We start from the raw sequence: 25,242 nt of genomic DNA, 5'->3' as shown, positions 1-25,242 counted from the left end.
ACCCTGCCCCCGCTCTATCGCGTTCTGTCTCTCCATCATGTTGTTTTGTAGTGTGCTGTTGACGGGTTGCTGGGACAGGCGAGAAGTAAACGATATTGGGTTTGTGATTGCGATGTCCATCGACAAGGAAGGGGACGGCAAATACCGACTGGCGGTACAGGTGCCACTCGTGAGCAGCTTGGGAGGTCCTTCTGGTGAAGGGGGCGGGACTAGCGGAGACAAAAGCTTTTATGTGGATTCAGCAGTTGGCAAAACGATCCGCGAAGCTTATGGCATCTTACAGTCGCGGATGTCGAGGCTTCTCTACTTCGCGCATTATCGAGTCGTCATTTTGGGGGAAGAATTGGCTAGAAACGGGTTGAGTAATCCATTGGATATCGTCACTCGCTTTCCGGAACATCGATTGACTTCTTTTGTAGTGATTACCAAAGGAAAGGGAATGGATTTATTGAGTGCTCAGCCTCAATTTGAGCGTTTTTCAGGGGAGGCGCTGCGCGAATTGGTTAAGTCGGTGACCATTCCAGTCTCGATGAAGGATCTGGCTCAAATGGCAAATCATAAAGGCTTGGATCCGTTCTTGCCCGTGTTTGAACCCGTTCAATCCCATCCCAAAGGAAAGAGCAAAGAGGTTGAAGCAATGGGGGTAGCGGTGTTTCGCAAGGACAAGCTGATCAAAATACTCAGCCGTTCTGATTCCGTGGGTTTGCGTTGGTTTCAGCGCTATTTCAATCCTTTTTCCATGATTGTCAAACTCAATAGTAACGAGTGGATCAATACCGAAGTCCTGAGGGGAGAAACCAAGATACGACCTGTCATCAAGCAAGGACGCGTACACTACGATATTCATCTGAAGTCGTCGATTGTAATCACCGAAAACATGACGACACTGAATTTTGACAATGAGAACAGCATTGACCTGATGGAAAAAAGAGTATCTGAGGAGATTGAAAATAAAATCAAGATAATCCTGGAGCATTCAAAAGCAACGAAATCGGACCCGATCGGACTGGGCATGGTATTGGCCCGTCATCACCCGAAAACCTGGAAAACCACATATCGTGATAAATGGCGGGATGAGCTGCCTGATATAACCTACACGATTCATAGTAAAGTACAGGCGACCAATATTGGCCAAACGACGAACAATATTATGAAGGAAGATCCGCGTGAATAATATCTTTCAGTTCGTTTTTATTTGCTTGGTGATCATAATGCTCCTTCAATTCCTCAGGAAACGCAAATACATGACTTCAAGGCAGCGAGGAATTGTCGTCTTTCTCTATATTCTCGCCATCCTGGGTTTTGTTGCTTTGTACTTCCCAAACCTGCAGCTGATGCCAAGTCACTATTTAAAAGAATGGATATCACCATACGTGAAAAAGTGGGCGACATATAGATAAGAGGAGATGGTAGGCATGCTTCAAAAGCAAGTCGTAAGCCATCGGCAGGTAGCATGGTTGGTGGGCAGCGTTTTATTGACAGGAAGCATGATCACTTTTTATCAGTCACTGGTACAAGTCGCAAAGATGGACGCCTGGTTTTCCCAATTGCTTCCCATGATATACGCGATTTTTATCTGTTACGTCTTGATGGAATTAGTACACATATACCCAGGGAAGAACATTTTCGAAATCATGTTCCTGATCTGCGGGAAGTGGTTCGGCGGCTTCATCAATCTCATCCTGGTCCTGTACATCTTGACTATTTTAACGGTAGATGTAAAAGGATTATCATTTTTTATTCAAGCGAGCTTGCTGCCGCAAACGCCACTTGAGATCATCTTGCTTGTCTTTGTTCTCCTGCTGATGTCCTATCGCACCTTGGAAGTAGCAGCACGTGTGAATGAAATCTACTTTCCCACCCACATCATCGTAAACTTCCTGCTCTTTTTATTTCTAGCTAATGAGTTTAGTCCGGAGAGATTCGAACCGATGCTGAGCAGCGGAGTGAAACAAATACTCATAAGCAATTACATGTCTATGGGAGTGTACGGAGATATCATTCTGTTTGGAGCGTTCCTGCCGGTTTTTATCCAGCCACAGCTATTTTTTGCTGCATTCAAGCATGGCGTTATCATTGTCGGTTTCATGTCCAGCCTGATCCTTCTTGTTCTGCTGGGTGTCATGGGGTATACGATCGCCAGTCGGTTAAATTATCCGGTGCTTTCCCTCGTCCAACAGATCCATGTGACCGATTTTCTCGATCGGGTCGAAATATTTATGTTAAGCTTGTGGTTTCCTGCCTTTACGATCAAGGTGATTATTGCGTATCTCGCTTTGCTAACGGGAATTGGTACTTTTGGTGGCGAACGTCAGCACAAGCCGTACAATCCTCCTGTAGGCTTCCTGCTTGTGGTTACTTCGCTCCTTTCCTTTCAACATGTAGAAGAGATGGAGGTTTTTGTGGGCTATGCCTACTCGACGATGGTATTGATCATCCAGGTTCCGTTGCTGCTGTTTCTCTTTTTCCGATCCAGAATCCAAGGATCAAAGCGGGCTCACGAGAAAACAGGAATTCCTCCGGATAATCGCTATTCGCGGTTTTACCGAGCGATGAGCTGGACGTCCAATCTATCCATTGTCGGCTGTCTCATAGCCGTATCTATCGGCAAGTGGTTTTTTGAGATGGATAAGTCGGTTGGTCAAATTGTCGTGATTGTCATTATCTGTTTGTTGTTCATTGCCATGGTTGCAAGTTACTGTCAGATGCAAGTGGTTAATCATTATTTGCATCGAACCAGGACAACCATTGCATCTACTGGCAATAAGCATTGAGCTTTCAAAAGGCATCCGATGAAGAGCATCTTCCTGGAAGATGCTCTTTGTTGTGGGATTGCAAGATACGGGCACAATAGCGAAAAAAGCAAGTGAGGGAGGTCATGTGGTGTTAAAGCCTATCATTCCCTTTGAGCCGATCGCGGTGAACCAAATCCCGACCGGTGAAAACTGGGTCGCTCAAATCAAGTGGGATGGCGTGAGAATATTGTCGTACTGCGAGGGAGGAGAAGTGCGTCTCATCAACAGGAGGCAAAATGATCGAACCATGCAGTATCCTGAGTTGCAAGATCCCAAAGCTTACTGTTCGGCTTCGTCCTTTATTTTGGATGGGGAAATGATTGCTTTGGACAGCAGCAGGCCATCCTTTCATGAAATTATGAAAAGGGACAGTGTGCGAAGGGAGCAAAGTGTCCGGTTGGCAACCAAGCAAACGCCAGTCACCTACATGGTTTTTGATGTATTGTATGTCGATGGCGAATGGGTGCATGAAAGAACGCTTGCCCAAAGACAGCAGCTCCTGCGAGACATCATTATCCCGCAAGCGTATATACAGATTGTACAAAATTTTGCGGATGGACAGGCTCTGTTCGATGTCATGCTGAAGCATGAAATGGAAGGGATCGTTTGTAAAGATCTAAATAGTACATATGTAAGTGATGGAAAAGACAAGCGCTGGCAAAAAAAGAAGATCTTTCGAGACCTTTATGCCGTGATTGGTGGTGTTACCCTTCAAGACGGGGTAGCAAACGCACTGTTGCTTGGATTGTACAATGACACGGGTGCCTTGCTGTACATCGGACATGCAGGAACCGGTACATTCAGCCGCAAAGGTTGGGAGGAGCTGACAGAGCGCTTGAGGCCCTTGATCATCGAGCGTTCTCCCTTCAGCAACGAACCGAAGAGAAGTCGTGATGCCCTGTGGGTGAAGCCGGAGATTGTTGTGAAAGTCGAATATATGGAATGGACCCCAGCCCACACGATGAGACATCCCACCCTTCAAGGGATCGTCGAAATGTCCAAAGAGGAGTGCACGTTGATGCAGATCCAATAGACCAGATACTACGAAAAGAAAGGTCCGTTCTACACTTTTTCTTACTTTTTGGTTGATTATGTATAAATAGGGAGGGTATACTACAAGTAGAAAGTGTGATCTGCCAACATGTTTCTTTTTTGAACGGGCTATAGCAGGCTGAGTGAACGCTGACATTCGTGGTACGTCCACCACACCTTCGTATTGTCGGATATCATTCTCTGCTATAGCCCCTAGATCTGTTTTGCCCAAACGTTTTTGTTGATAGATAATATTTTTCATGCGTATAATGGCGGTAGTTGTCAAATCTCTATCATACGCTCGGGAAAGAAGGAATTGTCTTGCCTTTTATTCGATTTAAAGGGTTTGAATCTGATTTTTTGCATGCCATCTCGCCTGAGATTGTAGAGAGCTTTGCTCATCATGCCGAGGTTGCGCTAGAAAAAGTAAAGCTTGAGTCGCTGCAGGTCGAAGCGATTACCAATAGCCCGCTGTCTGTGGAAATCTTCATGTTTCCCAGAGCTCAGGAAAAGCACGATGCAATTGCTCAATCGATTCATCAGATTTTGGCAGAGCGCGGCTTTCCGCAGGTTCACATTTTTTTTGTTCTGTTATCCCCTTCTCTTTATTATAAAGAAGGACTTCCCATACAAAGTACAACCACATCCATAAGTCGATAATATTGGATCTCTCCTGCACGTTTGGAGGGATTCCTTTTTTTTGACCGAGCGTAATGTATACATAGGAATGTCAAAAAATCGCTTTAACAAGCGCGTTCGTGACGAAGATAAAAATGGAACGATCGAAGAAATGGAACGGTGAAGAGTCAGCAAAAAGGGGTATCCTAATCAGGTACCTAACTAGAAGTGATCCTCGTGCCAAAAGATTGCCACCGCGCAACACATTTTCCTGCTCCCTATACTCGTGAATCGGACTAAAACTGTTTCTGTAGACCCACATGAATGCTGTCTGATACGATGAAGTTCGCTACGAAAACTGCAGCGATGAGGGTGGACGCATGGAGCGTCCGAATCCCTTCCCAAAAGGTTGGAGTTCAGTTAGAGGTGATCGTGTGTGGATGTGTATTCGAATTTAAAGCAAGGGGAACGCGGGGCGTGGGTAAGCATTATCGCCTATATATTTTGTTCCGTATTAAAAATTGGCGTAGCGATCATAGCGGGCTCAGAGGCTTTGATGGCGGATGGCTTAAACAATACAACCGATGTCATCGCATCTGTAGCTGTGCTGATCGGACTGCGTATTTCAAGAAAGCCTCCTGATCAAGATCATCCATATGGACACTTTCGGGCTGAGACGATCGCAGCTCTCGTCGCATCGTTCATCATGCTCTTTGTGGGGATCGATGTCATTTCCGGTGCAATCCCGTCGATGTTTGCACCTAATCAGACTGCTCCCGGTATGATTGCCGGCTATACTGCACTCGTAACTTCGATTATTATGTTTGGCGTTTACCGCTATAATCGGGAGCTTGCCAAGAAAACCAACAGCCAAGCGTTGATGGCCGCAGCAGCGGATAATCGTTCGGATGCTCTTGTCAGTATTGGAACCTTTGTAGGGATTGCCGGAGCACAGTTCCAACTCCTCTGGCTCGATCCACTCGCGGCACTGGTAGTCGGTATTTTGATCATCAAGACAGGGTGGGGGATCTTCCGTGAGACCGTGCACCGTTTGACGGATGGTTTTGATCAAGCCAAGCTGGAAGACTTGCGCACCTCCATCGCGGACATTCCTGGAGTCGTAAGCATCAGTGACATCAAGGCACGCTATCATGGAAGCAGTGTGCTGGTGGATGTCGTCGTTCTTGTCGACCCGGACCTGAGTGTAGTCGAGAGTCACACGATTACGGAGGTGATCGAGGAACGGATGAGACTGGAGCATAAGATACACGATGTTCACATCCATATCGAGCCTTGTGAAGAAAAGCTATTGGAAAAAGCCCGGGATTAGCTCCGGGCTTTTTTGTACGATCGGAAAGTTTAAGTGCGCTAAAGCGCAAAAGCAAAAAAATCTTGGTGCAGCCAAGTTTTCTCAAGCAATCACAGCAGTCTCTTACGGCGTTGCCGATTCTTTTTTACGACGCAGCGTTTTGGTCGTTGTGGTCAAGGCTGCACCAGAGGCAGTAGCTTTTTTCGGTTTTTGTGACTCGTCAGCTGCGGTACCCATAGTGCGCTTCCGCTCCTTCTTTGGCTTGGCAGCTGGTTTTTCCGGCGTTGGTTCTGTCGCCATTTTCACAGGGACTTGCGCCTCGGCTCCTCCTGTCGCAGCCAGGCTTTCCTTCAGTGCTTGCATCAAATCAATGACATTGGCACGAGGTGCTGCCGGAGATGTAGCAATCTCCTTGCCCTCCAGCTTTTTCTCAATCATGGCTTGCAGTTGAGTACGGTACTCGTCTGTATATTTGGCAGGATCAAAAGGAGTGGTCATATTGCTGATCAGCTCGCTTGCCATTTTCAGTTCGTTTTCTGCCAGTTGCATGTCGGCTTCGGGCAAGGCGGGAACCTTTTGTACAGAACGAACCTCATCGGGATAGAAAATCGTCTCCAGCATGATGCAATGCTCGTACAAGCGGACGACCGCGAGGCTTTGCCGGTTGCGCATTGTCACCTGTGCTACAGCGATTTTGCCGGTTTGTTCCATCGCTGCACGCAGCAGGGCGTACGCTTTTTCTCCTGTATCCTGTGGCGCGAGAAAATAGCTTTTGTCAAAGTACACCGGATCGATTTCCTTCAGGTCCACGAAGTCAAGAATTTCGATGGCTCTGCGGGTATCAGGTGTGATTGCTTCCAGATCCGCATCATCGATAATCACGAAATGGCCCTTTTCGTATTCAAAGCCACGAACAATATCGCTAGCTTCCACTTCGCGATCGCAGTGCGGACACATCTTTGTGTATTTGATCGGCGTGTGACATTCCTTATGCAGCTGGCGAAATCGAATGTCACGTTCCTCTGTAGCTGTAAACATCCGGATCGGGATATTGACCAATCCGAAGCTGATGGAACCTTTCCAGACCGTGTGCATCTTATCCCTCCTGTTCGACCGTGCATAGGTCTAGTATCCACCAATGCGCTGCATTTTTCAGAAGGGAAATGAAGGTGGGAACAGGACCAGTCGAGAAGAGTATTGGTAGTAAATGGAAGGACTCAGGAGGAGATCATATGGATGAAAGATATCCAATCGGAAAATTCCAGCACGAAGAGGAAGCTGGGCAGAGCTGGCTGACTACACCATGCCAGTCGAAATATCCCTCCAGCTGCTCGAAGCCTTGCATGCCCGCTGGGTGGTTCTATTGCGGAGCCTCAGTGATACAGAGCTGCAGCGGACATTTATCCATCCTGACTCAGGGGTCATTACCGTATGGCAAAGCATCGGGGTATACGCCTGGCATGGACGCCACCATGTAGCTCATCTAAAAATGGTGCGTTAACAGTCGAAGGTGGATTGAAAAGCTCAGGAAGCCAGCCCTTTACGCTACGGGCTGGCTTCTTTCTTCATTTACAGTATTGGTGAGAGCAACACGTCCTGATACTGCAAGGATAACCTGCCTCTGAAACGCAATTCCACGATACAGGTTTTCTTATTGTCCGTGCTTCACAATATCTGATTGGTCAGCCTCTGATTGCATTTTTCTTGCTTGTTCCACGCCTTCGCCTGTTTGATCGGCAATGGATTGTGCTTTTGAGGCTTCGAGTTTTTGCTTGGACGGCTGTTTTTCTGCCATGAATGGAACCTCCTTTACGACAAAGGTGAAGGTAGTATGCCGTATCTGGACAAAAAAATACCTCATCGCCAAAAACGATGAGGTAGCCGTTCAACTTCTCCCAACACGGGAAGAGGTGGCACGGAATGCTCCTATCAGACACACCGTGCGCGCAAGTGAACAGCCTTTCAATTATGGGAGAGGAGAAACCGGAGGAAGAGCTTATGGGGAAACGTAAGTCTTCTCCGCGGTTGTCAGCGACAACAATGCGTCGCTATCCAACATCCTTTCCATTTCTTTCATCAGCTATACATTCGACGGCAAGGATTTATGTATATGAAAAATTTTACTGGCTTGGGACGGATGTGATAGTATGAAATCAATCTTTTCTGGTCTTTTTGAAGACCCAATACATATGAGCTGACAGGTGGGAAATATGCGCGTTATCGCTGGCGAACACAGAGGACGAAGACTGACGGCTGTTCCAGGAAAAGGAACGCGCCCGACGACTGATAAGGTAAAAGAATCGATTTTCAACATGATTGGCCCCTATTTTGACGGTGGATGGGCATTGGATTTGTATGCCGGTACAGGTGGCCTTGGCATCGAAGCCTTGAGCAGGGGAGCAGAACGAGCTGTCTTTGTCGAGAGGGATGCCAGGGCGTTTTCCATTGTGCAACAAAACGTTTCTGCGTGTCGCTTGGACAACCAGGCGGAGCTGTACAAGAATGATGCGAGCCGAGCGCTCCGCGTGCTCGCTAAGCGAGGCATGGCGTTTGATCTGGTATTTTTGGACCCGCCGTATGCTCAGCAAAACATTACGGGTGAGATAGAGCTTATGCAGGAATTGAAGCTGCTCTCAGATGGAGCCTGGATCGTGGCCGAGCATGACGTAGATATTACGCTGCCGGAAGTCGTGGGCCATTGCATCCAGCATCGTGCAGCTATCTACGGAGATACAGCAGTAACCTTGTATTATTTTGAAGAAGAAAGAGATGAGCCTGCCGAAGAGGCGGCTACATAAGGGAGGATCGATTTGTCATGACCATCGCAGTATGTTCCGGAAGCTTTGACCCCGTTACCTATGGACATCTTGACATTATTTCCCGCAGTTCCAAGATCTTTGACAAGGTGATCGTGGCTGTCCTCGTCAATTCCAAGAAAAAATCCCTGTTTTCCGTCGAAGAGAGAGTAGAGCTTTTGCGTCAGGCGACAGCAGGCATGGACAATGTAGAAATCGACTCCTTTGAGGGCTTGCTGATCGATTACATGAAAAAACGGGGAGCACGAGTGATCATCCGTGGCTTGCGCGCTGTATCTGATTTTGAATATGAGATGCAGGTTGCATCTATTAATAAAAAGCTGGATGAAGAGGTGGAAACCTTTTTCATGATGACCAATAACCAGTATTCCTACCTCAGCTCCAGCATCGTGAAAGAAGTAGCCAGTTACAAGGCGAGCGTGAGCGATCTGGTTCCGCCAGTTGTTGAAAAAGCGTTGAAGGAAAAGCTGGGTGGCTGATCCGGAAGTCGTCAACGTATTTTATGGCTGTGCAAAAATCGAACAAGCATACTGCCCAGAAGCAGTAGAGAAGTACCAATAACGGCTATGACCCCGGAGTACAGAAAGGCATCCCACCAGTGAGAGACTGTCAACCCCGTGGTGCTTGGCAGAAAGACAGGAACGCTTTTTTCTTTCAGCCATGCCAAGGAAGTGAGCGGTCCCCAGAGGATGAACGTCAAAACGGCAGCCAGTAACGCATGGATGGAGCGGCCTATCAAATAAGGCATGACGCGGATATCCGTTGCGCTGAGAATGCTTGCCACTTGAGCGTGAACACTTAAGCCGCCCCAGGAGAGTACAGCGCTCGCAATTGCCGCTTTCCAAACGATGGGAACAGCTGCAGGTGCTTCGCTCGCTGCTTGTGCGCCAAGTGTGACCTCAAACAATCCGGAAACGATGGATTGCGATAGAGCGGGTGGAACGCCAAATGGACCAAGTACAAACGCGAGCACCTGGATGATGAACGCAGTGAGATGAATGGCTTGAAACAATTGGATGATGACCGAGAAGACGATGATGAATCCTCCGATCATAAACAGCGTGGTCAAGGCTGATTGTACCGCGTCCCCCATCAGCTTGCCGAAAGGGCGGCGATCAGCGAGTCTCGCACGGTGCATCGCTTGCAAGGCCCGTATTGGCAAGGCCATCCTCGTTTTTTCCAATGGCTTGCTGATTGTCGCGGACGGAGCGTGCAGCCTGAACAAAATGCCTAGCAGGACAGCCGAAAGGTAATGGGTTAGCGAGAGTATAATGCCCATCTGCTCACTGTGAAAAAAGCCAATGGCTACGGCGCCCATCACGAAAAGGGGATCGCCGGTGGTCGTAAACGCGACGAGACGCTCTCCTTCCGCTTTCGTAACATTTCCTTGCTCCCGCAGTCGGGTTGTCAGCTTTGCTGCGACGGGGTAACCGGATGAAAAGCCCATCGCAATGACAAAGCCACCCGTGCCCGGGACATTAAACAAGGGGCGCATCAAAGGCTCCAGCAGCACTCCGAAGAAATGAACTACACCAAGACCCATTAATACCTCGGAAAGCACGATAAACGGCAAAGTGGATGGGAAAACCACTTCCCACCAGATTTTCAGGCCGCGAACCGCAGCTTCAAATGAGATTTGTGAATGTGCCACCAACATAAAAACAAGGGCAATCGTCGAGACGGCGAGCAACATTGTGAGAATGGGAGAGTGACGTGACATGGGCTCCTCCTGTACAAGCAACAGTAGTACATGTCTACGTGATGGACAGGGAAACTATGCGCAGGCTTGCATCTTCTGACACGAAAGATCGGCGGTTCCCCACATATGTTTGTTTAGAGGGGGGATGGTGCGTGGCAACGAAACGAAAACCGCTGGTAGGCTTGGCATTGGGGTCGGGAGGCGCTCGTGGCTTTGCACATATTGGAGTGCTGAAGGTTCTCGAGGCGCACGGGATCAAAATTGACCTGCTCGCCGGCAGCAGCATGGGCAGCTTGATCGCGGCTGTTTACGCCAATGGAATAGACCCCTACATGATGGGCAAGCTGGCAATGAATCTGAGACGAAAGCATTTGGTCGATCTGACAGTTCCCAGTATGGGATTTGTTACAGGGGATAAAATCAAACAGCTGATTCAATTGTTGACGCACGGAAAGCGAATTGAAGAGCTGAAAATACCGCTTGCGATCGTGGCCACCGATATTGAAATAGGGGAGAGGGTCGTTTTTCGTGAAGGACCTGTCGATCAGGCCGTGCGAGCGAGTATCTCTATACCGGGTATCTTTGTACCGGAACGGGTGGATGGCAGACTATTGGTTGACGGCGGTGTTATCGATCGGGTCCCTGTTACCGTTCTCCGTGATATGGGAGCGGATATTGTGATTGCCGTAGATGTCGCCCAGCTGGACACATCGATGAAAATCAGTTCTATTTTTGATGTGATCGTTCAGACGATAGACGTGATGGAGCGGGAAATCTTTCGCAGCCGTATCCTCACGGCTGATCTCGTAATCCGTCCTGATGTTGGACACTATAGTAGTATTGCTTATTCCGGTGTCGAGGAAATCATTGACCGGGGGGAAAGTGCTGCTACAGAGCATATCGAACGGATATTGGAAATGATCGCAAACTGGGAGGCAAACGATAATGAGTGAAGATCATCGAATCGCCCGCACATCCCATCCTAGAAAGGCCAGAGGCATACGATGGTTTTTCACGATAGTCGTGATTTTGCTAGGAATCTCGCTTTTTGTTCCAACCAATTACTACGTCACGAGACCTGGCTCCGCGATTGCGCTGGGTCCCATGATCGATGTCGAGGATGGAAAAAAAGATGAGACAGGATCTTTCATGCTGACTACTGTCCGCATGGGCGAAGCCAATCTGGGATGGTATGTGTACGCCAATATCTCCGATGAAGCGGATCTGATGCAGAAGCAGCTGGTCGTGAGCGAGGGCGAGAACAACGAGGATTTTGTGAAGAGAGAGCAAGCCGTCATGGATAATTCCCAAAAAATTGCTGAAGCGGTTGCATTTCGCTTGGCTGGGTACGATGTTCAGGTTGAAAATCAGGGTGTCTGGATCATGGGCACGATCGAAGGGTTTGCAGCCAAAGGAGTTTTGAAGATCGGAGATGTCATTACGGCCGTAGATGGAGTCCGGACACCCCAGGCGACAGATCTGTTGCAGCAGCTTTCAGGAAAAAAAGCCGGAGATCAGGTCGAAATCACTTACACCCGTGATGGACAAGAAGCCAAAACGATGTTAACCTTGAAACCACTACCCAACTCGCAGAATGTGGGCATAGGTGTACGGCCGGACAACAAGCAGAGCATCGTCATTCCAAAAAAGGTGACGATCGCCTCCCAAGGTATCGGGGGTCCATCTGCAGGCCTGATGATGGCTTTGGAGATCTACGATCAGTTGAATACGGATCTAGACTTAACCAAAGGGTATAAAATTGCCGGTACAGGTACGATTGCTTTAGATGGTGCGGTAGGGAAAATCGGAGGCATCAGCCACAAAATTATGGCAGCTGACAAGGCCGGTGCAGAGTTCTTTTTTGCACCTGAGGACGAGGCTGATCCCAACTCCAATTACAAGGAAGCCGTTCAAACGGCAGAACGGATTGGTACCTCGATGCAAGTGGTTCCGGTCAAGAACATTGACGATGCCCTTGCCTTTTTACAGGATCAAAAACAGAAACCGAAACAATCCTAGCTCACTTGCATGCTGTCAAGGGAAAATGGTTGACAAAGCAATGGGGCAAGGTCTATAATCATCCTTGTTGTGCTTGAGGTGAAGGGCTATGAACATTAAGTTGACAGAGTTGGATCATCGAAAGGGAGAGCCACTTTCGTTTCAGGTGACCCTTGATGCGGTTGATTTGAAAAATCGACATCACGAGATTCGCAGTTTGACTCCTGTAGAGGTTGAAGGAGATGCTGTAAAGCTGGGCAATCTCTACTATGTAAAAGGTGATATGAAAGCGGACATCGATTTTATCTGTGCCCGCTGCTTGAATCCTTTTACGCAGCATGCATCGATTCCTTTTTCCGAGACGTTTGCCTTAGCAGATGATCCGGTACTGGAAGATGATGAAGATAGCGATATCCATCCGTTGGAGGGTGACCAGATTGAACTGGACACGCTGTTGCAGGAAGACTTCTTGCTCGCGATGCCTACCTTCCCGCTCTGTGAGGAGGACTGCAAAGGTCTTTGTCCAACTTGCGGTGTGAATCGCAATGACTCTCCTTGTACGTGTTCAAACGAGCGGATCGACCCGCGCTTGGCTGGGTTGGCTGACTTGTTCAAGGACAACAAGTAAGACCATATTCGTTTTCAAGATGGGATGCCTTTCACTTGAATGGATTTTCTCATTTTTGAAGGATGGTATAAGCAAGCGTTTTGCCTATACGATCCACCCAATAGAGCATCTTAGCATTTGTCAGTTGAAGGAGGTGTAAGGAAGATGGCAGTACCTCAACGGAGAACTTCCAAAACCCGTAAAAGAATGCGTCGTACGCACTTCAAATTAGAGATTCCAGGCATGATCAAATGCGATAATTGTAGCGAATACAAGCTTGCGCATCGCGTTTGCCCAAGCTGCGGTCACTACAAAGGCGTGAAAGTAGCGAAGTAAGATTCGCTGCAAAAAGTGAGGTGAGCAATCACCTTGCTTTTTTTGTGTGAAAATAGGGTTTACATTCTACCTATGCATCGGTCAGCCCTACTTTTTGCTGTAATTTATGCACCTGTCTTCATAGATTTGCCCCATTCAAGCGTAATGGTTTGTTCATATACTGAACGGAATCACCATTCCTGTCCAATTGATCTGAAAGAAGTTTTGTCGAGGCTCAGGCGTAACCTCCCGTTGTCCGAACTGCGATGAGCTTAAAGAGTGTGGGAGTAGATGCATCAGGCAATACCCTTCAAATCTACGACACCCCCAATCCCGCCGACGAGAACTTCTTCTTCGCCATGAATCTTGATTCAGACGGAACATCATTCTGGACTGCCGGATTATCCACGTTCAATGTTTATAAATTTGATATTGCTTCCGGAAATATTCTTACCCAATTTAAAGCAAATGGTTTCTTTTCCGTTGCAGGATTGGCCATCTTTGGTGAAAGGATGCCACCACCGCAACAGGTGTGTCCTGTAGTGAATATACAATCCTGCTGTCAGGTTGTGATCGAAAGGAAGACGCAGCTTGTGCCGCCTGCTAGAGTAGGAACAGCATCCGAGGAAAAGGTGGTAGTGGCAGGAATTGAAAAGGTATGCCCTGAAAAAGTAGTGATCTGCGGCGTAGTTCGCAAGACGATCCGTTACGTTGACGCAAAAGGAAACAATCAGACAAGAGAAGATGACGTTCCGTTCCAATGTGTGATTGATCGCGAAGACGCCAATGAAGGTGACACCTTCCATATCGTGGGAGCGGATATCCTCTGTACCGTATTTGCAGAAGAAGCGAACTTCAACGCGGACCGGTCGCTTGCCTTCAAATGGGTAGAAAAAGAGATCGTCAAGGTTTGCATCAGAAAAGGCCCCCCGCCAGCTGATACACTTTAGCATGAGACACCCGCACAACACTGCCCCATACACTTGTCTCTTCCTCCACTATCTTCTGTTAAGCCCTGTGCATTGTACCCTGCAAAAGATGGCGGGATCATCCGGGAACCTGGGCTCGTCATTTCCCAAGGACAATCTTGATTCACTGCTAGTAAAACGGCCGTCTTATGGGAGGTCTTGTTCGAGACTGCCATAGACGGCTATTGTTTTTTCCGAACACCGCAAAAAACCAACGTATCAACAATTTCTGACGTGAGCGAATTCGGTCCTGCGTGTTTTATTTCTTGTCAATCCACTTCTTCTCCCTTATACTGACTTAGTACCAGGTATTAAAAACTGCTCGTAACCATAGCTGAGCGCTTAAGTATAGATGGGGGGGTGTCGAGCATCGCCCGCTTGCCGAAGAAAGATCGACAGACGCGATTAGTCCAGTATTTACAAGAAAATCCTTTTGCTACGGACGAGGATTTGGCAGAGTTATTTCACGTCAGTATTCAAACAATACGGTTAGATCGTTTGGAATTGGGGATTCCAGAGCTGAGAGAGCGCATCAAGTCAGTAGCTGAACAGCATCTGGACCCGGTCAAATCTCTGGGGATCGATGAAGTGATTGGTGAAGTCATCGACCTGCAGTTGGATGCCCAGGCAATCTCAGTACTGGAGATCAAGGAAGAGCATGTCTTTTCGCGTACACAGATCGCGCGTGGACACTACATATTTGCCCAAGCCAATTCATTGGCGGTTGCGGTGATCAATGCCGATGTTGCTTTGACAGCGACAGCGAGAATTCGTTTTGTGCGTCCGGCGCGTTTAGGTGAAAAGCTGGTAGCCAAGGCAATTGTGCGAAGTCGTGAAGGCGATGAAAGCAAAGTCAGGGTGGAGACTAAGGTACAAGGGGAACTGGTGTTTACAGCCACGTTCCGCGTAGTAGGGATGTCAGGTGTCACAACGTCAGGGTAGAGGCAGAAGAAGGAGGAGACACGGTTGCGAATTGCACTAGATGCGATGGGCGGAGACCTAGCACCGCGCAGTACAGTATGTGGAGCGCTTGCAGCAGCGAAGGAAAATTCGGCGATTACGGTCGTCCTCGTTGGCGATGAGCAAGCCATTCGCAGTCATATGCCAGGCGAAATGCCGGCAAACATAGAAATCGTTCACACGACTGAAATCATTGAAGCAGACGATGAACCGGTACGTGCTGTTCGCAGGAAAAAAGATTCGTCATTGGTTGTAGCCGTCAGCATGTCGGGTGATAAAAAAGTCGATGCTGCCATCTCTGCGGGAAACACAGGCGCATTGATGACAGCAGGTCTTCTGTACGCCAAAAGAATGGAAGGCATCGAACGCCCGGCCTTGGCGGCATACATTCCCAATCGCAAGGGAAGAGTGACCCTCACCTTGGACGTGGGCGCCAATATGGATGCCAAACCGGCCCATTTGGTGCAATACGCCGTGATGGGCAGCTTGTATGCCGAAAAGGTACTGGGCTTTGAACGACCGACTGTCGGTTTGCTAAACGTGGGTACGGAAGAGGCAAAAGGCAATGACTTGACGAAAACGGTTTTTCCGCTGTTGAAAGAGGCAGATCTGAACTTCGTGGGCAACGTGGAAGCCAGGGACGTCATGGAAGGAGCTTGTGATGTGCTGGTTTGCGATGGGTTTGTGGGCAATGTCTTGCTCAAATCGATCGAAGGCGCAGCCTCCACAATCTTTTCCGTACTCAAGCAGGAGTTTACTTCCAGCCTGATTAATAAGGTAGGAGCAGCGATTTTGAAGCCTGCTCTTGTTCGTTTTAAGAAGAATATGGATTATGCGGAATACGGCGGCGCTCCTCTATTGGGACTGGGGAGCCCTGTGATCAAGGCGCACGGCTCTTCTGGAGAAAAAGCGATCAAAAACGCGATTTTAAGTGCGGCGCGATTTGTGAATCACGACGTGAATACCGTGATTCAACAAGCTCTATTAACGAGTATGAAGGAAAGCGAGTGAGGACGGATGAAGGGATTACGCTCTGTTGGCATATTGGGAACAGGCTCTTATACACCTGAGAGAGTACTGTCTAACTTTGATTTGGAAAAAATGGTGGACACCACAGACGAATGGATCGTCTCCCGTACGGGAATTCGCGAGCGACGTATTTGCTCGGAGGAGCAGGCCTCCTCGGATTTGGCTTTTGAAGCAGCAAAACGAGCGTTGAAAAAGGCGAATATCAGCGCGGAACAACTAGACATGATTATTGTGGCGACCGTCACTCCTGACATGAGTTTTCCTTCTACAGCGTGCCTGCTTCAAGATAAGCTGGGTGCAACCAAGGCAGCAGCGATGGATCTGTCAGCAGCATGTACCGGATTTCTGTATGGAATTACGACCGCGACCCAGTTTATCGCAAACGGCATGTACAAGTATGTGCTCGTTGTTGGGGTAGAAACCCTCTCCAAAATCACCAACTACAAAGACCGCAATACCTGCGTCTTGTTTGGAGACGGATCTGGTGCAGCTGTCCTTGGACAAGTAAAAGATGGATACGGATTCCAATCGTTCGAATTGGGAGCGGATGGCTCGGGCGGTTCGCTTCTGTGCCAGCCTGCCGGTGGTTCTAGAATTCCGGCATCCGTTGAATCGATTGAAAACAATTTGCATTACCTTTCTATGGCGGGTGGAGAAGTCTTCAAGTTTGCGGTACGAGTGATGAATTCTGCGACAGAAGCTGTCCTATCCAAAGCCGGTGTAGCACGCGATGAGATTGATCTGCTGGTACCACATCAGGCCAATAAACGGATTATCGACTCTGCTGTCCAACGTTTTGGATTGTCTGAGGAAAAAGTCGTGATCAACCTGGATCGTTACGGCAATATGTCTTCCGCGTCCATCCCAGTTGCATTGGACGAAGCCATCGAAGCAGGACGTGTAAAAGAAGGAGACAACGTCATCCTCGTCGGATTTGGTGGCGGTTTGACATGGGGAGCTACCCTGTTGAAATGGTGCACGACACCAGCAGAAGGGAGCGACGAGTAAATGGGTAAAATAGCTTTTGTTTTTCCAGGTCAAGGCTCGCAGTTTGTGGGGATGGGGCAGGCTCTGTCAGAACAGTCAGAAGCGGCTCGCCAGATCTTTTTGCAAGCCGACGACGCGCTTGGCTTTCCACTCTCGCAGCTTTGCTTTGCAGGCCCGGAAGAAGAGCTGAAGCTGACTGCGAACACCCAGCCTGCCATATTGACGGCTAGCGTTGCTGTACTGGCTGCGCTTCGGGAAAAACGTCCTGACTTCACTCCCGATTATGTGGCAGGACACAGTCTTGGAGAATATTCGGCACTGGTGGCAGCAGAAGCGATTTCTTTTGCGGACGCAGTAAAAACCGTTCGCGCACGTGGACAATTCATGGAGGAAGCAGTCCCTGCCGGTGAAGGTGCGATGGCAGCGGTACTCAACCTCGATCGTACAGCTTTGCACGCTGTTTGTGAGGAAGTGACGGCTTCCGGTCATCCTGTTCAATTGGCCAACCTCAACAGTCCAGGTCAAATCGTGATCTCCGGGTCTGCTGAAGGTGTCAAGCTAGCTGGTGAAAAAGCAAAAGAGGCAGGAGCGAAAAGAGTTCTGCCGCTCAATGTCAGCGGACCTTTCCACTCCAGTCTGATGAGCCCGGCAGCAGACAAACTGCACGGTGTTCTGGCAAACGTATCGGTCAACGATGCAAAGGTGCCAGTCGTAGCCAACGTGACTGCTCGTCCTGTAGCTGAGTCACAAGTCATCGTCAATAGCCTCATTGAACAAGTATCCGCCCCCGTGCTTTGGGAGGATTCCGTGCAATGGATGGTCGAGCAAGGCGTTACGACTTTTATCGAGATTGGTCCTGGCAAGGTACTGTCTGGTTTGATCAAAAAAATAGCGCCAGCTGAAACAACCATTATCTCGGTTCAAGATATGGAATCACTAAATGAGCTGTTGAACGGAGGGAATCTATGCTAACAGGGAAAACGACACTGGTTACAGGAGCATCACGTGGAATAGGTCGCGCAATCGCTTTGAAGCTCGCACAGGCGGGTGCCAACATCGTGGTCAACTACGCTGGCAGTGAAGCGGCTGCGAGTGAAACCGTAGAACAGGTGAAAGCGCTGGGACGTGAAGCGATTATGGTACGCGCTAATGTGTCCGACAGCGAAGACGTGAATGAAATGTTTAAAACCGCGCTGGAGCATTTCGGGAATATCGATATTCTCGTGAACAATGCTGGGATCACCCGCGACAATTTGCTGATGCGCATGAAGGAAGAAGAATGGGATGCTGTCATTGATACCAATCTGAAGGGTGTTTTCAACTGCGTCAAGGCAGCTACCCGTCCGATGATGAAGCAGCGTTCCGGCAAGATCATCAACATCACCTCGGTTGTCGGTGTGCTCGGCAATGCAGGGCAGGCAAACTACGTGGCAGCAAAGGCTGGTGTAATCGGTTTGACCAAAACCGCTGCAAGAGAGCTGGCAACACGTGGTATTACGGTGAACGCTGTAGCGCCTGGTTTTATTGATACTGAAATGACAGCCGTGCTGCCAGAGGATGTAAAGGCGAATCTCGTTGGTCAGATTCCGCTTGGACGATTGGGACAAACCGATGATATCGCTTCTGTGGTTCTGTTCTTGGCTTCTGATTCAGCCAACTACATGACGGGTCAGACCTTGCATGTAGACGGCGGTATGTACATGTAATCATCCTTCGAGCTGCTGCAGGAAATTGAAGTGACATCATGTCAATTTCCTGCCCGCTCCGAACTGGTTTTTTAGAAGCTCATCCACTATAATACGGGAGAGGGGGTGAAGGTGAATGGCAGATACATTGGAGCGTGTGAAGAAAATCATCGTCGATCGTCTGGGTGTAGATGAGTCCAAAATCGTTTTGGAAGCTTCTTTCAAAGAAGATCTGGGCGCTGACTCCCTGGATGTAGTGGAACTCGTGATGGAACTGGAAGACGAGTTCGATTTGGAGATTTCTGACGAAGATGCTGAAAAGATTACTACTGTTGGTGAGGTTGTTAAATACATAGAATCTCACAAGTAGATCCATCAGTTGGAAGTCCCGTTTTTATGCGGGACTTCTCCTTCATTGACGCTTATTATGAGGAATTGGCATTTTGCCCGAACAGGCAGATGTGTTGATTATAAATACGAAACAGAGTCTTAGAACTGACTTTATTATAGAGGTGATCGTAATGAAACGTAGAGTGGTTATTACCGGCGTTGGCGTCATCTCACCGGTGGGCAATGATAAGGAAACCTTTTGGAACAGTCTGCTTGAAGGAAAGTCCGGCATCAAGCCTGTGACATCCTTTGATGTAACGGACTATCCAACGAAAATAGCGGGTGAAGTGACGGATTTTGATCCGGAGCAATACATGGATAAAAAAGAGATCCGACGTACAGACCGATTCGTTCAGTTTGGACTTGCCGCTGCCAAGATGGCTGTGGAAGATTCCAAGCTGGAAATCACGGCAGAAAATGCGGAACGAGTGGGTGTATACATCGGATCGGGAATTGGTGGATTGTCCACTTGGGAAGATCAGCATAGCGTGCTCCTGGAAAAAGGACCGCGCCGCGTAAGTCCGTTTTTCATTCCGATGCTGATTGCAAACATGGCTTCTGGCGCTGTTTCGATTCAATTCGGGGCTAAAGGACCAACCTCCAGTGCCATTACCGCTTGTGCGACTGGTACCAATGCAATTGGTGACGCGCTGAGACTGATTCAGTTTGATCATGCGGACGCAATGATCGCAGGTGGGGCAGAAGCAACAATCCGCCCGATGGCATTCGCAGGATTCTGCTCAGCCAAAGCGATGTCTACTCGTAACGACGAACCGGAAAAAGCAAGCCGCCCGTTTGATCAAGGCCGTGACGGATTTGTCATGGGTGAAGGTGCAGGCGTTGTCATTCTGGAAGAGCTTGAATTTGCGAAAAAACGTGGTGCTAACATTCTCGCGGAAGTGATCGGCTATGGCATGAGCGCAGATGCTTTTCACATCACGTCGCCAGCTCCTGAAGGCGATGGCGCTGCCCGCTGCATGAGAAATGCATTGAAAGATGCAGGGATAGCACCAGAAGAAGTAGATTATATTAATGCACACGGAACCTCCACGGATCTTGGAGATATCGCAGAGACCCAGGCGATCAAAGCGGTATTTGGTGAGCATGCATACAAGCTGGCAGTCAGCTCGACCAAGTCGATGACTGGCCACTTGCTGGGTGCTACGGGCGGAATTGAAGCGATTGCTTCTGCATACGCCTTGCGCGATCAGATTCTGCCGCCTACGATCAACCTGGAGAACCCGGATCCGGAGTGTGATCTGGATTACGTGCCGAACAAAGCACGTAAAGCGGATGTCAATATCGTCTTGTCCAATACCTTTGGATTTGGCGGACACAATGCAACCATAATCTTAAAACGATACGAGGCATAAATGAGTCCTACTGAGCGAAAAAGGTGGGAGTCTCCTGAATTGGTGGTGAGGGTGATGAATTTTGCACGGCTGCAAGAAAAAATCGGCGTTCGCTTTCATGACGAAAGCGTATTGCGGCAGGCATTCACCCATTCTTCCTACGTGAACGAGCAACGTGGCAAACGGATACAGGATAATGAGCGGCTGGAGTTTTTAGGCGATGCCGTGCTTGAATTGACTGTTTCCCAGTTTCTTTACAAAACATTTCCCAAGATGAGCGAAGGGGAAATGACGAAACTTCGCGCAGCGATTGTCTGTGAACCGTCTCTGGTCAAGTTTGCCGAACTGCTTCAGTTTGGCGATCTCGTTCTGCTGGGAAAAGGGGAAGAGCTGACAGGAGGAAGACAGCGACCTGCCTTGTTGGCAGACGTGTTTGAAGCATTTGTCGGGGCCCTGTACCTGGATCAAGGATTGGATGCTGTTTTTGCCTTCATGGAAAAATACGTCTATCCTCGGGTAGATAAAGGGGAGTTTGCCCAGGTTACAGACTTCAAGAGCCAATTGCAGGAATTTGTACAACAAGATAATCTGGGAGACATCCAATATCGGATCGTAGAGGAAAAAGGACCGGCACATAACCGTGAATTTGTCTCTGAAGTCCTGCTGAATAGCCGTGCGCTGGGAGTTGGAACAGGTCGTTCCAAAAAGGAAGCCGAACAACAAGCTGCAGCTCGAGCATTGATCAGGCTGGGCGCAAAATAGAAAAACGAAGCAGGCAGTAAAACGAAAAGTCGTACGATTCCTTGATGGGGACGTACGGCTTTTTTGTATTGATTTTTGACCAAAGAAATGGGAAATTACTGCGTGATATCGCCCACTATGATAAACTGATAGAGAATGCTTTCTTCGTGACAGAAGCTCCTGTTCATACAGGGGCTTTCTTTTGGGGGAGCCACTCTTTGCCGATAAAGAAACGATCGGTGAAACATTTCGTATAGTAAGATGGAACAGAAATCTATGAACCCTTCTGAAACAGCATCAAATAAGAAGGGCCAGCTTTTTCGAGATTTTAAGGAGGACCGTCAGTATGTATTTGAAACGCCTGGAACTGGCAGGGTTCAAATCCTTTGCCGATCGGACAGAGCTGGAATTCGTTCCTGGGGTGACGGCTGTCGTCGGCCCAAACGGGAGCGGGAAAAGTAACGTGTCTGATTCGATTCGCTGGGTGCTTGGCGAGCAGAGTGCCAAATCCCTGCGCGGGGCGAAGATGGAAGATATTATTTTTGCCGGTAGTGATACCCGTAAGCCGGTTAATTTTGCTGAAGTTACCTTAACGCTGGACAATACAGATCGTTCACTCGATGTCGAGTATTCGGAGGTGTCCGTGACACGTCGGGTCTACCGTTCGGGTGATAGTGAATACTACATAAACAATCGCTCCTGTCGGTTGAAGGATATCATGGAGCTTTTCATGGATACCGGGTTGGGAAAAGAAGCGTACTCGATCATTGGGCAAGGGAAGATCGAGGAAATTCTCAGCACCAAATCCGAAGACCGCAGAGGGATCTTTGAAGAAGCCGCAGGAATTGTAAAATATAAGACCCGCAAGCGTGAGGCTGAGAAAAAGCTGGCGGATACCGAGCAAAATCTCGTTCGCATTCACGATATCGTCAGTGAGATTTCGGAGCAGATCGGCCCGTTGCAGGAGCAAGCACAGACAGCTCGGACCTATAAGGAATTGCATCGCAATCTGGTCGAGCACGAAGTAGCACTCTATGTGCAGCAGATTGAAGCTGCTCATCAAAAATGGGAAGAAGCGTCTTCGCGTGTACAACAGCTGCAGGAGCTGCTGGTCGTCCAAAGCACCGATGCGTCCAAGCAGGAAGCAGATTTGGAGCAGGCTCGTTTTCACGTTTCCCAGATAGATCAATCGATCGAAGAGCTTCAGCAAGTTTTGTTGACTGTCAGTGAGGAAGCCGAGAAGGTCGAGGGACAGCGAGAGGTGCTTCGTGAGCGCATGCGCAACCTGAGTGCCAACCGCCAGCAGACGATGGAACACATGCATCGAATCACGGAAAAACAGCATACACTGGAGACCGAGCTGGCCGAAGAGCAGCAGCGTGCAGATGAAGCCAAACGTAAAATGAGCGATGCCCAGACTGCACTGAAAGAGGCAGAGGACCAATTCTATGCGATGGTTCAATCGCTGACAGATGATGTGGAACGCCTCAAGGGCGATTATTTTGAAAAGCTAAACGAGATGGCCAACCTGCGTAATGATATTCGTCACCAGCAGCAGCTCGTGCAGACCAGCCAGGCACGTATAGATCGCCAGCACACCGAGAAGGATCGGCTGGAGCTAGAAGAAGCACAGCGACAGGAAAAGCGAAGTGCACTGGAAGCGCAGCTGCGCGATATTGATCAGGCGATTCAGGATACGCTCGCTAGATACAAAGAACTGATGGAGCAGGTACGAGAGGCACAGGAACGGTCCGAACAAGCTCGCAGGGAGCTTCGCCAGCTGGAGCAGAAGCGCGAATCCGCGAAGTCGCGTTTTGACCTGTTGAAAGAGATGCAGACTGAGTTTGCTGGCTTCCAGCAGGGTGTCAAGGAGATTCTGAAAGCACGCGAGCGCGGATTTTCCGGGATTCATGGAGCGGTGGCCGAGCTTGTCGTTGTGCCGCAGCAGGTGGAGACCGCATTGGAAGTGGCCCTTGGCGGTGCTCTGCAAAACGTCGTCGTGGAAAATGAAGCGGCAGGACGCGCTGCGATCGCTTATTTGAAGCAGCACAATGCAGGACGTGCAACCTTTTTGCCTCTCGATGTCATTCGTTCGCGAAGCGTCCAGGCAGAGGACAAGCGTCGTCTGGAAAAAGAAGCGGGCGTAGTCGGTATTGCAAGTGAATTGGTCACTTTCGAAGAGACCTACCGACCGATATTTGAGTCTCTGCTGGGTAATGTCATCGTGACGAAAACGCTGGAACAGGCCAACCAGGTCGCTCGCTCACTTGGCTATCGCTACCGTGTCGTTACCCTGGAAGGGGATATCGTCAACGCCGGCGGTTCCATGACAGGTGGCGCACTGAAAAAGAATACGACCAATCTCTTGGGCCGAAACCGTCAGGCAGAAGAGCTGGAAGCCCAGATGCAACAGATTGATCAGGAAATTTCTGGGCATACTACCTTGATGGAGCAACTGGCGCAGGCGCTGCGCCAAAAGGAGCAGGAGCAGGAAGAGCTTCGAACGCAAGGCGAGTCGCTGCGATTAAAGGAGCAGGAAGTAAAGGGTCATCTCCAGCAGACAGATTCCGAGGGAAGATCGATTGGAGAGCGAGCCAAGCTTGTTGAGCAGGAGATCGATGGGTATCAGCGTGAGCGTGAAGAGGCGCACCAGAAACAGCAAGAGACGGAGGCCAAGCTGGTCAAGCTGACAGAGGAAGAAAAGGTTTTGACAGAGCAGATTGCCAATGCGGAAGCCAAGCGTCAGGAACAGCTCGAATCCAAGGAAGAGATGAATCAAAAGATCACCAGCCTGAAAGTATTGGACGCCCAGGTCAAACAGGAATACCAGTCTCGTCTCGAGCAGACAGAACGCCTCCAGGAACAAAAGGAGTCCTTGCAAAAAGAATGGGACGAACAGAACGCCACACTCGCCTCTTTGGATGATCTGGAGCAGACCAACGAATCTTCTGGCTCGAAGCTGGATGAGACGATTGCCGAGCTGCGTCAGGACAAGGATCGTGTTGCTGGCTTGATTCAGGAGCGTCGAAATGAGCGAGCGACACTGTTCCATCGTCAGGAACAGCTGGAACAAGAAGTAAAGGAAATTCGCAAAGAAGTGAAAACCATAGAAGAGAAGCTGCATCAGGAAGAGGTCAAAGTAAATCGCAGTGAGGTTGAGCTAGACCACCTGTTGAATAAACTCTCCGAAGAATACGAAATGAGCTACGATCTGGCGAAACAGAAATACCCGCCGCGTGGTGAGATCGCAGATGAGATCCAAATCGTCAACCGCTTGAAAAAGCAAATCGCCGCACTCGGTACGGTGAATCTGGGCGCCATCGAGGAATACGAGCGCTTGCATGAACGTCAACAGTTCCTAAGTACGCAGGAAGCCGATCTGAACGAGGCCAAGGATATGCTTTACCAAGTTATTTTGGAAATGGATACTGAGATGTCCAGAAGATTTAAGGAGACCTTTGACGCCATTCAGGAGCAGTTCCGAGACGTTTTTGTTCAATTGTTCGGTGGAGGACGGGCTGATCTTCTGCTCTCCAACCCTGAAAATCTCTTGGAAACAGGGATCGATATCGTCGCCCAGCCACCAGGTAAAAAGCTGCAAAACCTGGCTCTCTTGTCCGGTGGAGAACGTGCTCTGACAGCGATGGCGCTGCTATTCGCGATATTGCGCGTCAAGCCGGTTCCTTTCTGCGTATTGGACGAAGTGGAAGCGGCATTGGACGAGGCCAACGTCAATCGCTTTGCCGAATACATGCACCATTTCAGCAATCAGACACAGTTCATCTGTGTCACCCACCGCAAAGGAACCATGGAGAGTGCAGATGTCCTGTACGGCATTACGATGCAGGAGGGTGGCGTCTCCAAGCTGGTTTCCGTTAAACTAGAAGAGAGCAGCAAGTTCATCGAATCCGCTTCGTAAGACGTGCTTCACTCGAAACTAT

The 25,242-nt window shown here is 49.1% G+C and carries 25 protein-coding genes; 22 read left to right on the top strand and 3 right to left on the bottom strand.

Annotated features, from left to right (window positions below; genetic code table 11):
- Positions 1 to 37: 37 nt before the first annotated feature.
- The 5 genes from EDM52_RS03505 to EDM52_RS03480 all read left to right on the top strand — a co-directional run bounded on the left by EDM52_RS03505 (position 38) and on the right by EDM52_RS03480 (position 5,775).
- Positions 38 to 1,174 carry a Ger(x)C family spore germination protein gene (locus EDM52_RS03505; RefSeq protein WP_122907647.1) on the top strand — a complete coding sequence of 379 codons (1,137 nt, stop codon included), beginning with the start codon at positions 38 to 40 and terminating at the stop codon, positions 1,172 to 1,174.
- A gap of 241 nt (positions 1,175 to 1,415) precedes the next feature.
- The gene (locus tag EDM52_RS03495; RefSeq protein ID WP_122907615.1) at positions 1,416 to 2,774 is read left to right on the top strand and encodes a GerAB/ArcD/ProY family transporter; all 1,359 of its coding nucleotides are present in this window, start codon (positions 1,416 to 1,418) and stop codon (positions 2,772 to 2,774) included.
- A 109-nt stretch (positions 2,775 to 2,883) separates the two neighbouring features.
- A complete protein-coding gene (ligD, locus tag EDM52_RS03490) occupies positions 2,884 to 3,828 on the top strand; it encodes a non-homologous end-joining DNA ligase (RefSeq protein ID WP_338068281.1) in 945 nt (314 codons plus the stop codon).
- Positions 3,829 to 4,148: 320 nt separating this feature from the next.
- Complete coding sequence (locus tag EDM52_RS03485) at positions 4,149 to 4,487, top strand: DUF1904 family protein (protein ID WP_122907614.1); 339 nt, start codon at positions 4,149 to 4,151, stop codon at positions 4,485 to 4,487.
- A gap of 394 nt (positions 4,488 to 4,881) precedes the next feature.
- Positions 4,882 to 5,775, top strand: coding sequence for a cation diffusion facilitator family transporter (locus EDM52_RS03480; RefSeq protein ID WP_122907613.1), 894 nt, complete (start codon positions 4,882 to 4,884; stop codon positions 5,773 to 5,775).
- Positions 5,776 to 5,877: 102 nt separating this feature from the next.
- Here the strand turns inward: EDM52_RS03480 and ku are convergent, their stop codons facing one another.
- Entirely contained in the window at positions 5,878 to 6,849 is a 972-nt protein-coding gene (ku, locus tag EDM52_RS03475; protein WP_122907612.1) for a non-homologous end joining protein Ku, read from the bottom strand.
- 148 nt (positions 6,850 to 6,997) lie between these two features.
- Here ku and EDM52_RS03470 point away from each other — a divergent pair, with 148 nt between their 5' ends.
- A complete protein-coding gene (locus EDM52_RS03470; RefSeq protein WP_338068282.1) occupies positions 6,998 to 7,255 on the top strand; it encodes a DinB family protein in 258 nt (85 codons plus the stop codon).
- Between the two features lie 150 nt (positions 7,256 to 7,405).
- Here the strand turns inward: EDM52_RS03470 and EDM52_RS24485 are convergent, their stop codons facing one another.
- Complete coding sequence (locus tag EDM52_RS24485) at positions 7,406 to 7,549, bottom strand: hypothetical protein (RefSeq protein WP_183184809.1); 144 nt, start codon at positions 7,547 to 7,549, stop codon at positions 7,406 to 7,408.
- Between the two features lie 415 nt (positions 7,550 to 7,964).
- Here EDM52_RS24485 and rsmD point away from each other — a divergent pair, with 415 nt between their 5' ends.
- Both rsmD and coaD read left to right on the top strand, forming a co-directional pair.
- Entirely contained in the window at positions 7,965 to 8,552 is a 588-nt protein-coding gene (gene rsmD / locus EDM52_RS03460; protein ID WP_122907609.1) for a 16S rRNA (guanine(966)-N(2))-methyltransferase RsmD, read from the top strand.
- A 17-nt stretch (positions 8,553 to 8,569) separates the two neighbouring features.
- Entirely contained in the window at positions 8,570 to 9,049 is a 480-nt protein-coding gene (gene coaD / locus EDM52_RS03455) for a pantetheine-phosphate adenylyltransferase (protein ID WP_122907608.1), read from the top strand.
- 11 nt (positions 9,050 to 9,060) lie between these two features.
- On the opposite strand, the gene ylbJ is transcribed toward coaD, so the two are convergent.
- Positions 9,061 to 10,290, bottom strand: a complete 1,230-nt coding sequence (gene ylbJ, locus EDM52_RS03450) for a sporulation integral membrane protein YlbJ (RefSeq protein ID WP_122907607.1) — start codon at positions 10,288 to 10,290, stop codon at positions 9,061 to 9,063.
- A gap of 131 nt (positions 10,291 to 10,421) precedes the next feature.
- Here ylbJ and EDM52_RS03445 point away from each other — a divergent pair, with 131 nt between their 5' ends.
- The 14 genes from EDM52_RS03445 (at position 10,422) to smc (ending at position 25,220) form a co-directional block, all read left to right on the top strand.
- The gene (locus tag EDM52_RS03445) at positions 10,422 to 11,222 is read left to right on the top strand and encodes a patatin-like phospholipase family protein (protein ID WP_122907606.1); all 801 of its coding nucleotides are present in this window, start codon (positions 10,422 to 10,424) and stop codon (positions 11,220 to 11,222) included.
- Complete coding sequence (locus tag EDM52_RS03440; protein ID WP_122907605.1) at positions 11,215 to 12,288, top strand: SepM family pheromone-processing serine protease; 1,074 nt, start codon at positions 11,215 to 11,217, stop codon at positions 12,286 to 12,288. Before EDM52_RS03445 ends, EDM52_RS03440 begins: the two co-directional genes overlap by 8 nt.
- Before the next feature lie 88 nt (positions 12,289 to 12,376).
- Positions 12,377 to 12,895, top strand: coding sequence for a YceD family protein (locus EDM52_RS03435; RefSeq protein ID WP_122907604.1), 519 nt, complete (start codon positions 12,377 to 12,379; stop codon positions 12,893 to 12,895).
- Between the two features lie 144 nt (positions 12,896 to 13,039).
- Positions 13,040 to 13,210, top strand: a complete 171-nt coding sequence (rpmF, locus tag EDM52_RS03430) for a 50S ribosomal protein L32 (RefSeq protein WP_005834357.1) — start codon at positions 13,040 to 13,042, stop codon at positions 13,208 to 13,210.
- A gap of 245 nt (positions 13,211 to 13,455) precedes the next feature.
- Entirely contained in the window at positions 13,456 to 14,139 is a 684-nt protein-coding gene (locus tag EDM52_RS03425; protein WP_148038724.1) for a hypothetical protein, read from the top strand.
- 378 nt (positions 14,140 to 14,517) lie between these two features.
- Positions 14,518 to 15,099 (top strand): transcription factor FapR, encoded by a 582-nt coding sequence (gene fapR, locus EDM52_RS03420; RefSeq protein WP_122907602.1) that lies wholly within the window; start codon positions 14,518 to 14,520, stop codon positions 15,097 to 15,099.
- 24 nt (positions 15,100 to 15,123) lie between these two features.
- Positions 15,124 to 16,128, top strand: a complete 1,005-nt coding sequence (gene plsX / locus EDM52_RS03415) for a phosphate acyltransferase PlsX (RefSeq protein WP_122907601.1) — start codon at positions 15,124 to 15,126, stop codon at positions 16,126 to 16,128.
- Between the two features lie 6 nt (positions 16,129 to 16,134).
- A complete protein-coding gene (locus EDM52_RS03410) occupies positions 16,135 to 17,154 on the top strand; it encodes a beta-ketoacyl-ACP synthase III (RefSeq protein ID WP_122907600.1) in 1,020 nt (339 codons plus the stop codon).
- Positions 17,155 to 18,105, top strand: a complete 951-nt coding sequence (gene fabD, locus EDM52_RS03405; RefSeq protein WP_122907599.1) for an ACP S-malonyltransferase — start codon at positions 17,155 to 17,157, stop codon at positions 18,103 to 18,105. It begins immediately after the preceding gene.
- The gene (fabG, locus tag EDM52_RS03400) at positions 18,099 to 18,839 is read left to right on the top strand and encodes a 3-oxoacyl-[acyl-carrier-protein] reductase (protein ID WP_122907598.1); all 741 of its coding nucleotides are present in this window, start codon (positions 18,099 to 18,101) and stop codon (positions 18,837 to 18,839) included. Before fabD ends, fabG begins: the two co-directional genes overlap by 7 nt.
- A 115-nt stretch (positions 18,840 to 18,954) precedes the next feature.
- Positions 18,955 to 19,188, top strand: a complete 234-nt coding sequence (gene acpP / locus EDM52_RS03395) for an acyl carrier protein (RefSeq protein ID WP_122907597.1) — start codon at positions 18,955 to 18,957, stop codon at positions 19,186 to 19,188.
- Positions 19,189 to 19,339: 151 nt separating this feature from the next.
- Complete coding sequence (gene fabF, locus EDM52_RS03390; protein ID WP_122907596.1) at positions 19,340 to 20,581, top strand: beta-ketoacyl-ACP synthase II; 1,242 nt, start codon at positions 19,340 to 19,342, stop codon at positions 20,579 to 20,581.
- Positions 20,582 to 20,635: 54 nt separating this feature from the next.
- Positions 20,636 to 21,322 carry a ribonuclease III gene (rnc, locus tag EDM52_RS03385; RefSeq protein WP_245996499.1) on the top strand — a complete coding sequence of 229 codons (687 nt, stop codon included), beginning with the start codon at positions 20,636 to 20,638 and terminating at the stop codon, positions 21,320 to 21,322.
- Between the two features lie 325 nt (positions 21,323 to 21,647).
- Positions 21,648 to 25,220 carry a chromosome segregation protein SMC gene (gene smc / locus EDM52_RS03380; RefSeq protein WP_122907594.1) on the top strand — a complete coding sequence of 1,191 codons (3,573 nt, stop codon included), beginning with the start codon at positions 21,648 to 21,650 and terminating at the stop codon, positions 25,218 to 25,220.
- The last annotated feature ends 22 nt before the right edge of the window (positions 25,221 to 25,242 follow it).

This window comes from Brevibacillus invocatus, assembly GCF_003710915.1.
GTDB classification, from domain to species: domain Bacteria; phylum Bacillota; class Bacilli; order Brevibacillales; family Brevibacillaceae; genus Brevibacillus; species Brevibacillus invocatus.
This window is presented reverse-complemented; position numbering and strand designations above follow the sequence as displayed.